Genomic DNA, 12271 nt, shown 5'->3' on the forward strand with positions numbered 1-12271 from the left:
GCGAGCCGCATATCGGGGGGTGCCGTCAAAATGCGGAGCCCAGAAACGCGGCCCCTTCATTCCCGGGGGCCTCGATGAGAGTTCAGTCAGTCAATCAAAGGATGCGGATAAACGCCGCTCGGGCAGCGGGGCTGGTTGCTGCAACCGTTATCCTGTTTTCGCACCCCGGATTGGGTGGGGGCGTACATGAACTGATCCAGATGGCGGGTCTCGGCCTGGTCCTCACCTGCTTCGTGGGCAGGATGTGGAGCATTCTCTATATCGGTTCAAAGAAGAATCTGGAGTTGATTACCTCCGGCCCCTACTCGTTGACCAGAAACCCGCTCTATCTCTTTTCTACGCTTGGAGCAGCTGGAATCGGATTGATCCATGGATCGATCGCCGTCGCTCTGGCGCTGGGATTTTTCAGCTATTGGATCTTGGTCATCACGGCAGCCAAGGAGGCCGAACACCTGAAGACGATCTTCGGCTCGCAATACGATTCCTATGCGCGCTGTACGCCGCTGTTCTGGCCGAAACTGTCCCAATATACGGACTCTGCCGAAGTTGTCTTCTCCCCGAAAGCGCTCAAGCGCAACTTCCAGGATGGACTGTACTTCCCCGCAGCCTATCCCGCCATCGAAGCAATCGAACAATTGCGAGCAGGCAGTTACCTCCCGATCCTCATGACGATCTACTGAGATCCGCCAAGTGCCAGATCCTCTCTCGGCAGCAGGACCAAATGGCCTGCCGATTTCGGCATCGTCAGCAGTTCGTCGAGCTTGATGAGGTAGCCGCGGGAGTCTTGGCGCTCGTGCCGGGCACCGCGATGGCCATTTTGCATGGCCGAACTGTCGCCCAGATGGTTGACCACCGAGGTCTGTGACCTAGCTTAAACTTTACGATGGAGCGTCCAGACTCCGAAATGGTGGCATGGCGTGCACCGTGGGAGAACTCCCCGGGACGTTGAAGATGGAGAGGCGCGAGCTGGCTTTCGACCGGCGCCCAGCCATGCATCGACAACATTCCCCCAGTACTGGGGCCGAAGCGGTGACAGCTTCGAAGGCAGGCAGCAAAGTTAGCCAGGGCGAGGAGCCACACACCACTTCACGAGCTTAAAGTTACATCGGAAACCGCGCAGGTACGGCGATGTCAGATCTTGCCGGGTTTTACGCAGACGACACAGGTCTCGCTCTCCTGGGCGGGATGACAATATTTGTATTGGTAGGCTTCTTCCTTGTGGTCCGGCGTATCCTCATCGCAGCGAGACGGCGTCACCAGTATGGCTACCTGAGCGAAAGCACGCCTATTCCCCTCGATGAGGCTTCTTGGGCCTGGGATCGCCCACGCAATCTTGCAGCCAAGGCGGCTTCTTCCCGGGCCGCCGTGGCCCCGGCCCCGGATGTTCAGGGTCTAAACTCCGGTAAGTCCGGGGTGCGAAAGGATTATCTCAACACGACGCCCGAAGCGGGCGAGAACTCGCGCGAGGACCTGCCCGATGCTTTCGCTCTGGCGACAAGCTTCGCCATGGCCTTACCTCCCCGTGTTCGCAGGCCGACGAGCCCCTTGTTACGCTTGAGCGTCGCCGCAATTTGTCTGGCCGTGCCGCTTGGCTATGCGTTGACGAGACAAAAGCCGGTCGAAAGCGCCCCCGCTGTTTCGCGGGCCGATAGCTACTCCCTTCCCGATCTTTCACACCGCTTGGAGATTCCTGCCAGCACGGCATCAACCGACGCACCCACGAACGGCGAATTGCCGAACCCGGATCTCAACGCTGCCGAAGCACAGGTCGAGGCAGCTCGTGCTCAGGCAGCAGCTGCAACGGAATTGGCTGGCCAGGAGCACCGAGCGATGGAGGAGGAGCGCGCCAGGAGTGCCTCTCTGGAGAGTGCGCTCGCTGAGACGCGCAAGCAGATCGAGGTGCTGAAGACAAGCATGGCAGCCGCCGACGACGCCAGCGAGGAGCGTTTGCGCAACGAACTTGTGGCAGCCCGCACGCTCGAGGCATTACGGTGGATTGCGCAAGATGTCCGCGCGCGGATCAGCGAAACCATCGACCATGTCTTTATACAGATGCCCGCTGCTCGCCTCGAACGGGAGCGAACCGAACAGATGGCGCGCGACCTAGCGCAAGCGCGAGCGCAAATTGAACAGCTGGAAGCCAAAGCCGCCGGGGATCGCGCCAAAGCCGAGGCTTCGCTGGCACAAGCGAGCGGGATGCTTGACGAGGAGCGCCGGAAGTCGGAGGACCTTCGTGGCGACATCGCTGAAATGGAGCAGTCCAAGGCCGCGATCGCGGACACGGCTGAGCGGGAACGGACCGGTGCCGCCGCGACGCGAGCGAGGGTTGAGCAGACTGCTGCCAAGAAGGCGCAGGCATTGGCACGGGAACAGGCTTCAGCAGTCGCGGCCCGTGCGGACCTCGACAAAGCCCGGCTCGAGCGCGACGCGGCCAAACAGGAGCGAGCCAAGGCCGTCTTAGCCAAAGAGCGTGCCGAGCGGACTGCCGCCGAGACGGCGCAGGCTCTGGAACGCGAACGCGCTTCAGCAATATCGGCCCAAGAGGACGTCAACAGAGCCCGCCTCGAGCGCGACGCGGCCGAGCAGGAGCGAGCTAAGGCTGTCACGGCGAAAGTGCATGCCGAGCAGGCTGCAACTGAAACAGCGCAGGCGCTGGAGCGCGAACGCGCTTCGGCAGTCGCGGCCCGTGAGGACCTCGACAAGGCCCGGCTGGAACGCGACGCGGCGTTGCAGGAGCGAGGCAGGGCTGTCGCAGCGAGAGAACATGCGGAGCAGACTGCTAGCGAGACGGCGCAGGCGCTGGAGCGCGAACGCGCTTCGGCAGTCGCGACCCGGGAGGACCTCGACAAGGCCCGGTTGGAGCGCGACGCAGCGTTACAGGAGCGCACCAAGGCGGTCGCAGCGAAAGAGCGCGCGGAGCAGAGTGCTGCCGAGACCGCGCAGGCTCTGCAACGAGAACGCGCTTCAGCAGTGTCGGTCGGAGAGAACCTCAACAAAGCCCGCCTGGAGCGTGACACAGCCCGCCAACTTTTGGGACAGGCCGCCATGAGGCTGAAGGAGGCTCTGGACAAACAACGTGAAGCGACGGTTTCTTTCGCCCGCGAGCTGGCCGCCGCGCGCGCCGATAATGATAAACTTCGGGCTCAGCGCCGCGGCGCTCAGATCGAGCCGCCGCTGAAGCCGCGCACTGGCCGCGCATCGGCCGGCGCAGGTCAGACGAAAGCTGTCAGCCAAAAGAAGTCTACGTCCAGCAAGGTTCGCAAACCGTCGCGCGAAATCCGTGTGCGTGCCATCACGCTTCCGTTTTCCCTCCGGCCAAGCCATTCGACGTTGGACTGAGCTGGAACGACTGCCCTGGAAAATCGGGCGCTGGGCGGCATGAACTCGACGTCTACGGCGAGGGCTCCCACTGTGCGCTATGTCAGCCCGATCACGCTGCCTTTCGCGTTCAATTCGCAGCCGACCGGCGCCTGGCGCGTCTCGACGCCGCCTTGATATCCGTAGTCGATGCTGACCTGGACGGGAGCCGATATCCTCTGTCGGCTCAACCGCCGTACGGAACCTGCACTGCTGACGCGCACACTGGTCGCGCCAAACTGAGCTGCGGCCTGCTCGATTGCCTCACGGCAGGCACGAACGATGTTGTCCGGGACACCCGGCAGCACTTCAATTGGATGGACTGCCAGTGGAATAGCGCTGTCTTCGAAGGGCAGCAGGGCGGGCGGAAGGTCGAGCGACCTTCCGCCGTTGCCGGCTACGCCCGCCCTTGACGTCACTGACCCGGTTGTGGTGGGGCTGCTTCCGTCATCGTTAGACGGTGGGGACGGTGGGTCAGACGGCGGACTGCCGCCGGAGCCACCGGGATCGCCGCTAGTTCCGTTGTGCTGACCGTTGTTGCTGCCAGCGCCATGACCGCCGCTATTCCCGTGATCGCCACCAGCGTTATGACCTTGGCCGCGCTCGCCGCCGGCCGCGGCTCCCGCGCAAGCTATCGCGACAGAGCACGCGAACGCGAGATGGGCCAAGCTGGATCCCAGATATTGACGCACGGCACCCTCCAAAGGCGCTTCGGCCGGCCGTCCTTCCGCCGCATGCCGTCAGAACGGCGCAGCACCCCCAGGCAACTCGCGACTACGCCAGGGAAACTAACTAGGGGATGATTCCGGTCTATCAAGGGACTGGGTGCGGCAGCACCCAAGTGGGGGCAGATTTGAAGGACCTGGCAGCTGATAGTTCATACAGCCCGGGAAGCCCCAAATCCTTTCTCCTTGCGAGTCGACAGCGCTTAGGCGATTTTGCCGATCATTTCGGGAGGAAATCGTGCGAAACATTCCGGCATCGGCGCTGCTGCTGGCGGCCGCTTTTTATGCAACCACCGCCGACGCTCTGGACAGTTCGGCCACACCTGTTGTCGTGACGCCATTGGCGTCGAAGACGACGACGGCATCCGGCCAACCGATCAAGCTGCCGCAGAAGAATGTCGAGGTCCAGGTCTCGGCCTATCAGATCGCGCCCGGCGCGACGCTGCCGGTGCACAAACATCCCTTCCCGCGCTATGCCTATGTCGAGGCAGGCACCCTCAAGGTCACCAATGTCGAGACCGGCAGCAGCAACACTTACAAGACCGGCGATTTCATCGTCGAGATGATCGGCCAGTGGCATCAGGCGACCAATATCGGCAGCGATGCGGTGAAGCTGCTGGTGATCGACCAGGTCGAACAAGGCGCCAAGAACACAATCCTGAAGCAGTAGCGAGGCAACGGGGCTCAGCTGTTCCGCGGTAGGGCGGGCGCTCCAGGTCTTGAGCAATCAATAACTGCGCGCCGAACAAAACCGGAAGCGCAAAGTGACCGCTTCGCTTGCTGGACCGATTGATGCGGCTTTCGCCTCGATCGCCCCAATGCTAGGGCTGCGCTTTCTCTTCAACATGGATGGATGATGGTGACCGACGCTCAAAGGCCCCTGATCGAACTCTGCGTCGAAGGCATTGACGGGCTGCTTGCCGCGCAGGCCGCCGGCGCCGACCGGGTCGAGCTTTGCGCCAGCCTCGTCGAAGGCGGCATTACGCCGAGCCTCGGCACGGTGCGCGTAGCCCTCGAACGTGCGACCATCCCGTTTCATGTTATCGTGCGCCCGCGCGGCGGCGATTTTCTCTACAGCGAGGCGGAATACCGATCGATGCTGGCCGATATCGGCGCGCTGCGCGATCTCGGCGTGGCCGGCATCGTCGTCGGCTGCCTGACCGCTGACGGCGCAATCGATGAAGCGAGGATGAGCGAACTGGTGCGCGCCGCCGGTCCCCTCAATGTCACCTGCCACCGCGCCTTCGACATGACGCGTGACCCGGCCGAGGCGCTCGAAGCGCTGATCCGCTGCAAGGTCGGCCGCGTGCTGACCAGCGGGCAACACGACACGGCGCTGGAGGGCGTCGATCTGCTCGCGCGCTTGGTTCGCCAGGCCGGCGCACGCATCATCATCCTCGGCTGCGGCGGGCTGGCGCCCGACAATATCGGCGAGGTTCGCCGGCAAACCGGACTGACCGAGATGCATTTCGCCGCGCTTGCCGACGTGCCGAGCGCCATGCGCTACCGCAACCCGCATGTCGGCATGGGCGGCACCGATCTCGATCGCGAGTACCGCAACACGGTGACCGACCAGGACTTGGCGGCGGCAACGATCGCGGCCGCGAGGGTCTGATGCGGGAAGTGACGATGTCGAAAGATCGCTCGCCGATCGAACGCGTTTCGCCTGCCGACGAGGCCGCCATTCTCGCTCTCAACAACGAGCATGCCGCCGAGTTGTCCTGGCTGGAGCCGGAGCGCCTGTCATTCCTGATCGGGCAGGCTTTCTACACGCGCCGCATCGGGGCGCTCGAAGCCTTCATCATGTGCTTCGATCAGGATGCCAGCTACGAAAGCCCGAACTTCCTCTGGTTTCGTGAGCGCTACTCCCGCTTCGTCTATGTCGACCGGGTGGTTGTCGCGGCCGAAGCGCGCGGCCGTGGCTATGCCCGCCGTCTCTACGAGGATCTGTTCGAGCATGTCAGGCGCGCATGCCACAAGATCGTAACCTGCGAGGTCAATGCCGATCCCCCGAACCCCACATCGGATGCCTTTCACGCGGCGCTCGGCTTTGCCGAGGTCGGCGATGCCGTGATCCACGGCGGCAGGAAGTCGGTGCGCTACTACGCCAAGCCGATCGACTAGCGCAAGGCCCTGGAAGCCAGAGGCTTTCAACCATGAACCAAACAAGGTCTCATGCGGCCGCCGCACTGGCCACAAACAGAAGCTGCAGCTAATGTATCGTCTTCGCGTGCCGGGGGCGTGACATCATGCCAAGCAACGTCTTCCGCTTCGACGAGAGTTGGAACATTCCCGATGCCACGCCGCAGGAAGTGTGGGACGTTCTGTCCGACGCCGAGTTGCTGCCGCTTTGGTGGGGCGACGCCTACAAGGAAGTCGAGCCGCTCGACAAGAAAGGCAAGGCCGTCGTCGGGTCACGGGCAAGAGCCAGGGCGCGAGGCGCCCTGCCCTACGAGCTGAACTTCATCATCGAGGCCGCGGAACTCGAGCCTGGCCGGCTGGTGGTGGTCAAGACCTTCGGCGATTTCGACGGCCTGTGGCGGGCCGAACTGTCGCCAGCCGGAAGCGGAACGCATGTGAAGCTCACTTGGCAGGTCATCGTGGAGAGGCCGATCCTCAAACTCCTGGCACCCTTGCTCAGACCGGCTTTTGCGTGGAATCACCGCTGGACCACACCTCGCGGCGAAGCCGGGCTTCGACGCTATCTCGCCGCACAAAAAACCGGCAAGGCCTGACCTCCTCACCAATTGCGGTTGAGCCAGCCGCGCGTCGGTTTCTCGACGATGTAGTAGCTCGCCAGGGCGCAGGCGAAGACCGCGGCCAGCATCGGGATCGGCGCCACGTCGCGGTCATGGACGAATTTGTAGAAGGGCTGCTGCCACAGATAGAGCGAGTAGGACCACAGCCCCAGCATCACCATCGGCCGCGATGACAGTGGGCCGGTCAGATAACCGCCGGCGAAGTCGAGCGTGTTGACGGCGAGCGCCAGCAGCGGCACGCCCAGCAGATAGTGCAAGGGCGTCGGCACCGGATCGAGGAACAGCAAGATTCCCCCCACCGCGGCCGCCAGCGCCAGATGCCGGCTCCTGAGGAATGCCGGCAGGTGTCCATCGGCCTTGAGCAGGCAGATCGCCGCCGACAGCAGGATCGAGGCGATATGCACGTCGGTTCGCCAATAGCTGGTTTCGTAGTCCATGCCGAAGACCCAGTAGGAAATAGCGCCGTTGGCCATAGCGAGCAGCGACAGCATGACAAGCAGGCGCACGACATTCGCGCGCCTGGAAACCGCCACGCTGATCAGCGCCAGGATGACATAAGAATGCTCCTCGATGGCAAGCGACCAGATATGGTCGAGCGCGCCCGCGCGATTGATGAGAATGCCGGCATAGTTGTAGGTGAATGTCAGCGCGGTAAGCGCCGCCTTCCATTTGAAGGCAATGAAGGTGCCGGAGAGCCCGATCATGACGGCAACCACGAACACCAGCAGGGCTGGATAGACGCGGGCGAACCGGCGCTTGAAGAACTTCTTCAGCGGAAAGCGCTCGACGAACAGGATTTCCCCCATCAGCCGGCCGCTCAGCACGAAGAAGAACTCGACGCCGAGCACGCCGAGATTGATGCCGCGAATCGGAAAGACATGGCCGATCAGCACGAAGGCGATCGACAGGCCGCGCCAGCCGTCGAGATAGGCCAGCCTTGCCCGTGCCGCCTTGTCGGCTGCGGCCCGCGGCAGGACGCCGGCCGTCGCGGAGATGTCGGTCATGCCCGTCCCTCGCAACTCGAGGTCCCGGCATAGCCGTGCCTGGAACCGCTTCGTTTTCCCCGCCGCAGTTATTTTGCAGTGCGGGATAATCTTGTGCAAGTGCGAAGCAGCGAATTCACAGGCAGTTCCTGCCAACCGATTGCGAACACAAAAGAAAAAGGGGCCGCGGCGGGTCCTGCCGCCGCTTGGTGAACCCGCCATGGTCGGCAATGTTTCGTGGCCTCATCCCTTGCCCGCCTGCCGAAATCGGCCGAATGTGCGGATAGATTCATTTCCAACGCAGAGACCGCCTATGGCAGACTTCGTCCTCCCTCCGCCCGCGATCGCTTCGGTCGCGGTGACCGGCTCGGCGGAACGGTTTGCCGTGCGCCGCATCTTCTGCGTTGGCCGCAACTACGCGGCGCATGCGCGAGAACTCGGCAATGACGAGCGCGATCCGCCCTTCTTCTTCACCAAGCCGGCCGACGCCGTGGTCGACAGCGGCGCCGAGATCCCCTACCCGCCGCTGACTGGCAATCTCCACCACGAGATCGAGCTGGTCGTGGCGATCGGCAAGGCCGGCTTCCGCATCCCTCGCACCGAGGCGCTCGCGCATGTCTGGGGCTATGGCGTCGGCGTGGACCTCACTCGCCGCGACCTGCAGGACCAGGCAAAGAAAGCGGCCCGCCCCTGGGACTGGTCGAAGGCCTTCGACTTCTCCGCGCCTTGCGGCTCGCTACTTCCGGTCGCAAGGTCTGGCCATCCCGAAACGGGTCGCATCTGGCTCGCTGTAAACGGTGACGTAAAACAGGACGGCGACCTCGCCGAGCTGATCTGGCCCGTCGCCGATGTCGTCTCGATCTGCAGCGAGTCGGTCGAGCTCCAGCCCGGCGACCTGATCTTCACCGGCACGCCGGCCGGCGTTGGCGCGGTTCAGGCGGGCGACAAGATCACTGGTGGCGTCGACGGCATCGGCGCCGTCGAGGTCACCATCGGGCAGCCGAGGCGATGAGCGACCTCGTCCTCCATAACTATTATCGATCCTCCACCTCATACCGGGTGCGGATCGCGCTGGAGATGAAGGGGCGTGCCTACACCTATGTGCCCCACCATCTGCGCCATGGCGAGCATCTCGAGCCCGCCTATCTCGCGGTCAATCCGCAAGGGTTGGTGCCGGCGCTGGTGCTCGACGACGGAACGCTTTTAACCCAGTCGCTGGCGATCATCGAATATCTCGACGAGATCGAGCCCGAGCCGCCGTTGTTGCCCAAGGATGCGCTGGGACGCGCCAGGGTCCGGATGCTGGCGCAGATGATCGCCTGCGACATCCATCCGGTGAACAATCTGCGCGTGCTCACCTCGCTGCGCACTTTGTTCGGCGCCGGCGACGAGGATGTCGTCAACTGGTTCCGGCATTGGGTGAATGAAGGTTTCCAGCCGCTTGAAAAGATTCTGGCCGCCTCGCCCGAGACCGGCAAGTTCTGCCATGGCGATACACCGGGGCTCGCCGATATCTGCCTCGCCGCGCAGGTCACCAACAATGCCCGCTTCGGCGTCGACATGGCGGCCTATCCGGTGATCTCGCGCATCCACGCCGCCTGCATGGCGCTGCCGGCGTTCCAGAAGGCTGCGCCGCAGAACCAGATCGATGCCGAATAGGGAAGCAAGGGATCCCGACGAGGCTAAGACGCTCGCCGATATCGAGGAGTATGGCTGTCATATTCTCTACGTGCTGGAGGACGACGAGCACCCGCCATTCGCTTACTCGGTGGGGATAGAGTACAATTTCAAAGCCCCTGAGCTGGTCGTCATCGGGCTCAAGCCGGAGCTTTCGCAGACCATCATCAACGAGTATTGCCGACGAGTGCGCAGCGGCGAGAGGTTCAAGGTTGGAGAGCGGGCGTCGGGTTTCCTGGGAGGTGGCTTCGACTGTCAATTCGGTGCGGTCCATCCCGCCCACTACCCTGAATATTTCGGTTGGGGCATATGGTTTTACGACGGGCCCGTTTTCCGGATTATGCAGCTTATCTTTCCGACAACCTCCGGTGTTTGGCCATGGGATGCCGAAGCCGGCGAGTGGTTTTGCAAGCGGCAACCATCGCTCGACCAACCACCATTGCCGACCTAGCTTGGGACCTACTACCCAAAACCGCACTGCCTTTGAACTGGATAGAAAGCACTCCCATGAAAGCTGTCGTCTTCGAAAAATTCGGCGAAGCTCCCACGATCCAGACCGTGCCTGACCCCAAGCCGGCGGGGGATGGCGTCGTCATCAAGGTCGAGGCGACCGGTCTTTGCCGCAGCGACTGGCATGGCTGGATGGGTCATGACGACGGCATCACGCTGCCGCATGTCCCCGGCCATGAACTGGCGGGCGTCGTCGTCGCCGCCGGCAAGCAGGTGAGCCGCTGGAAGGCCGGCGACCGCGTCACCGTGCCTTTCGCCGTCGGCTGCGGCCGCTGCTTCGAATGCAACTCCGGCAACCATCAGGTCTGCGAGCACCAGACCCAACCTGGCTTCACGGGCTGGGGCTCGTTCGCCGAATATGTCGGCATCGAGCATGCCGACACCAATCTCGTACGCCTGCCGGACGAGATGGAGTTCGCCACTGCCGCCAGCCTCGGCTGCCGCTTCGTCACCTCCTTCCGCGCCATCGTCGACCAGGGCCGGGTTACGCCCGGCGAGTGGGTGGCGGTGCATGGCTGCGGCGGTGTCGGTCTCTCGGCGATCATGATCGCCAGCGCCATGGGCGCCAATGTCATCGCCATCGACCTCACCGACGAGAAGCTGGAGTTTGCGAAAAGGATCGGGGCGGTCGCGACCATCAACGCTTCGACCACGCCCAATGTCGTCAAGGCCGTCAAGCAGATCACCAACGGCGGCGCGCATATGTCGATGGACGCGCTCGGCCATCCAACCACGTGCTTCAACTCGATCGCCAATCTGCGCCGGCGCGGTCGCCATGTTCAGGTCGGGCTGATGCTGGGCGACCATGCCCGCCCGCAAGTGCCGATGGACAAGGTCATCGCCTTCGAGCTCGAAATCCTCGGCAGCCACGGCATGCAGGCCTACCGCTATTCCGCCATGATGGACATGATTCGCACCGGCAAGCTGAAGCCCGAACTGTTGGTCGGCAAAAGGATCAGCCTCGATGAGGCGCCAGCCGCATTGATGGCGATGGGCGGCTTCGAGGGCATCGGCATCGGCGTGGTGACGAAGTTTTGAGTAGGCTCCCTACCTGGCGAACTTCTTCGCCCCGAACACGCAGGCCACCACGCCGAGCGTGACCACCACCATCAGCGGGCTGACCTGCTCGTGCAGCAGACTCGCCGCGAGCGCCAGGCCGAAGAAGGGCTGCAGCAGTTGCAATTGCCCGACCGCGGCGATGCCGCCCTGCGCCAGGCCGCGATACCAGAACACGAAGCCGATCAGCATGCTGAACAGCGAGACATAGCCGAGGCCGATCCATGCGCCGGAGCCGACAGCGGCAAAAGACGGCGGCAGGGTCGCAAAGCTCAGCGCTAACATGACCGGCAGCGACAGCGCCAAGGCCCAGCAGATCACCTGCCAGCCGCCGAGCTTGCGCGACAGCGCCGCACCTTCCGCATAGCCCAGCCCGCAAGCGATGATGGCTGCGAGCATCAACCCGTCGCCGACCGGTGAGGCGGTCACGCCTTGCGACAGCGCGAAACCCGCGACTAGCGTGCTGCCCAGGCAGGAAAACAGCCAGAAGGCCGGGCGCGGACGGTCGCCGCCGCGCAGCACACCGAAGATCGCCGTCGCCAGCGGCAGCAGGCCGACAAAGATGATGGAATGCGCCGCCGTGACATGTTTGAGCGCCAGCGCCGTCAGCAGGGGAAAGCCGACCACGACGCCTAGCGCAACGACGACCAGCGAGACCAGATCGCCGCGATCCGGGCGCTTCTCGCGGAACAGGAACAGCACCGCGATGCCGAGCAGACCGGCGATCGCCGCACGGGCCGACGTCAGGAAGGTCGGGTCGAAATCAACCACGGCCACGCGCGTCGCCGGCAGCGAGCCGCTGAAGATCAGCACGCCGATGAAGCCGTTGAGCCAGCCGTTGAAACTCTTATCCATCATCCGCTCCGTTTGCGCTTCTGTACCGGCAGAGCGCATGGCATTGCCAGAGACAATGGGATACAATTCCGTAAAACTGTATTGGTCGACAGGGAAGTACAGATGGACACGCCCGACCCGAAAGCCACGAATGCCGGAACGCTCGTCGAAGCCGTCATGTCGGCAATCCGGCAGCGGATCGCCGCGCGCATCCTGACGCCGGGCGCGCGCTTGCCTTCGATCCGCGCCTTCGCCGGCACGATGCAGGTGTCGAAGTCTACCGTGGTCGAGGCCTATGAGCGGCTTGCGGCGGAAGGCACGATCCGCTCGCGGCCGGGCTCCGGCTTCTTTGCTGCCGGCCCGCTTGCGC

14 protein-coding genes are annotated in these 12271 nt (G+C 63.5%); 11 read left to right on the forward strand and 3 right to left on the reverse strand.

Translation table 11 applies throughout. From position 1 onward, the window contains the following. Positions 1–680, forward strand: a 680-nt coding sequence (locus tag EOA49_RS25850) for an isoprenylcysteine carboxylmethyltransferase family protein (RefSeq protein ID WP_348626896.1), incomplete at its 5' end; no start/stop codon positions are given. On the opposite strand, the gene EOA49_RS25855 is transcribed toward EOA49_RS25850, so the two are convergent. Continuing rightward, positions 674–853, reverse strand: coding sequence for a hypothetical protein (locus EOA49_RS25855; RefSeq protein WP_127240287.1), 180 nt, complete (start codon positions 851–853; stop codon positions 674–676). The two genes, EOA49_RS25850 and EOA49_RS25855, sit on opposite strands and share 7 nt — an antisense overlap. 275 nt (positions 854–1128) lie before the next feature. On the opposite strand from EOA49_RS25855, the gene EOA49_RS25860 reads away from it, so the two are divergent. The 5 genes from EOA49_RS25860 to EOA49_RS25885 all read left to right on the forward strand — a co-directional run bounded on the left by EOA49_RS25860 (position 1129) and on the right by EOA49_RS25885 (position 6817). After that, on the forward strand, positions 1129–3339 hold the full coding sequence (locus tag EOA49_RS25860; RefSeq protein ID WP_127243429.1) for a hypothetical protein: 2211 nt from the start codon (positions 1129–1131) through the stop codon (positions 3337–3339). A gap of 981 nt (positions 3340–4320) precedes the next feature. Further along, positions 4321–4752, forward strand: coding sequence for a cupin domain-containing protein (locus tag EOA49_RS25870; RefSeq protein ID WP_127242129.1), 432 nt, complete (start codon positions 4321–4323; stop codon positions 4750–4752). Positions 4753–4938: 186 nt separating this feature from the next. Further along, the gene (locus tag EOA49_RS25875) at positions 4939–5697 is read left to right on the forward strand and encodes a copper homeostasis protein CutC (RefSeq protein ID WP_164749284.1); all 759 of its coding nucleotides are present in this window, start codon (positions 4939–4941) and stop codon (positions 5695–5697) included. 14 nt (positions 5698–5711) lie between these two features. Further along, positions 5712–6206: a GNAT family N-acetyltransferase gene (locus tag EOA49_RS25880; RefSeq protein ID WP_127241796.1), complete on the forward strand. Its 495-nt coding sequence runs from the start codon at positions 5712–5714 to the stop codon at positions 6204–6206. 125 nt (positions 6207–6331) lie between these two features. After that, entirely contained in the window at positions 6332–6817 is a 486-nt protein-coding gene (locus EOA49_RS25885) for an SRPBCC family protein (protein WP_095778449.1), read from the forward strand. A gap of 5 nt (positions 6818–6822) precedes the next feature. Here the strand turns inward: EOA49_RS25885 and EOA49_RS25890 are convergent, their stop codons facing one another. Continuing rightward, positions 6823–7845 (reverse strand): acyltransferase, encoded by a 1023-nt coding sequence (locus EOA49_RS25890; protein WP_127241797.1) that lies wholly within the window; start codon positions 7843–7845, stop codon positions 6823–6825. A 292-nt stretch (positions 7846–8137) separates the two neighbouring features. Here EOA49_RS25890 and EOA49_RS25895 point away from each other — a divergent pair, with 292 nt between their 5' ends. From EOA49_RS25895 to EOA49_RS25910, 4 genes are read left to right on the forward strand one after another with little or no spacing between them, the layout of a single operon-like run. Beyond that, a complete protein-coding gene (locus EOA49_RS25895; RefSeq protein WP_067329472.1) occupies positions 8138–8836 on the forward strand; it encodes a fumarylacetoacetate hydrolase family protein in 699 nt (232 codons plus the stop codon). Then, positions 8833–9483 carry a maleylacetoacetate isomerase gene (maiA, locus tag EOA49_RS25900; RefSeq protein WP_127241798.1) on the forward strand — a complete coding sequence of 217 codons (651 nt, stop codon included), beginning with the start codon at positions 8833–8835 and terminating at the stop codon, positions 9481–9483. The genes EOA49_RS25895 and maiA overlap by 4 nt, the downstream gene beginning before the upstream one ends. Then, the gene (locus tag EOA49_RS25905; protein WP_067329465.1) at positions 9473–9952 is read left to right on the forward strand and encodes a DUF4262 domain-containing protein; all 480 of its coding nucleotides are present in this window, start codon (positions 9473–9475) and stop codon (positions 9950–9952) included. The genes maiA and EOA49_RS25905 overlap by 11 nt, the downstream gene beginning before the upstream one ends. A 56-nt stretch (positions 9953–10008) precedes the next feature. Continuing rightward, positions 10009–11049 (forward strand): zinc-dependent alcohol dehydrogenase family protein, encoded by a 1041-nt coding sequence (locus EOA49_RS25910; RefSeq protein ID WP_067329463.1) that lies wholly within the window; start codon positions 10009–10011, stop codon positions 11047–11049. A 9-nt stretch (positions 11050–11058) separates the two neighbouring features. Here EOA49_RS25910 and EOA49_RS25915 read toward each other — a convergent pair whose 3' ends face one another. Then, complete coding sequence (locus tag EOA49_RS25915; protein ID WP_095780766.1) at positions 11059–11922, reverse strand: DMT family transporter; 864 nt, start codon at positions 11920–11922, stop codon at positions 11059–11061. A 102-nt stretch (positions 11923–12024) separates the two neighbouring features. Here EOA49_RS25915 and EOA49_RS25920 point away from each other — a divergent pair. Then, a partial coding sequence (locus tag EOA49_RS25920; RefSeq protein ID WP_164749283.1) for a winged helix-turn-helix domain-containing protein occupies positions 12025–12271 on the forward strand: 247 nt, incomplete at its 3' end.

It is taken from the genome of Mesorhizobium sp. M1A.F.Ca.IN.020.04.1.1, assembly GCF_003997315.1.
In the GTDB taxonomy this organism is placed as follows: Bacteria; Pseudomonadota; Alphaproteobacteria; order Rhizobiales; family Rhizobiaceae; genus Mesorhizobium.

Coding starts and splice junctions, on each gene's coding strand:
- EOA49_RS25860 (WP_127243429.1), top strand. CDS start 1,129: ATGTCAGATCTTGCCGGGTTTTACGCAGACGACACAGGTCTCGCTCTC.
- EOA49_RS25875 (WP_164749284.1), top strand. CDS start 4,939: ATGGTGACCGACGCTCAAAGGCCCCTGATCGAACTCTGCGTCGAAGGC.
- EOA49_RS25880 (WP_127241796.1), top strand. CDS start 5,712: ATGTCGAAAGATCGCTCGCCGATCGAACGCGTTTCGCCTGCCGACGAG.
- EOA49_RS25885 (WP_095778449.1), top strand. CDS start 6,332: ATGCCAAGCAACGTCTTCCGCTTCGACGAGAGTTGGAACATTCCCGAT.
- EOA49_RS25890 (WP_127241797.1), bottom strand. CDS start 7,845: ATGACCGACATCTCCGCGACGGCCGGCGTCCTGCCGCGGGCCGCAGCC.
- EOA49_RS25895 (WP_067329472.1), top strand. CDS start 8,138: ATGGCAGACTTCGTCCTCCCTCCGCCCGCGATCGCTTCGGTCGCGGTG.
- maiA (WP_127241798.1), top strand. CDS start 8,833: ATGAGCGACCTCGTCCTCCATAACTATTATCGATCCTCCACCTCATAC.
- EOA49_RS25905 (WP_067329465.1), top strand. CDS start 9,473: ATGCCGAATAGGGAAGCAAGGGATCCCGACGAGGCTAAGACGCTCGCC.
- EOA49_RS25910 (WP_067329463.1), top strand. CDS start 10,009: ATGAAAGCTGTCGTCTTCGAAAAATTCGGCGAAGCTCCCACGATCCAG.
- EOA49_RS25915 (WP_095780766.1), bottom strand. CDS start 11,922: ATGGATAAGAGTTTCAACGGCTGGCTCAACGGCTTCATCGGCGTGCTG.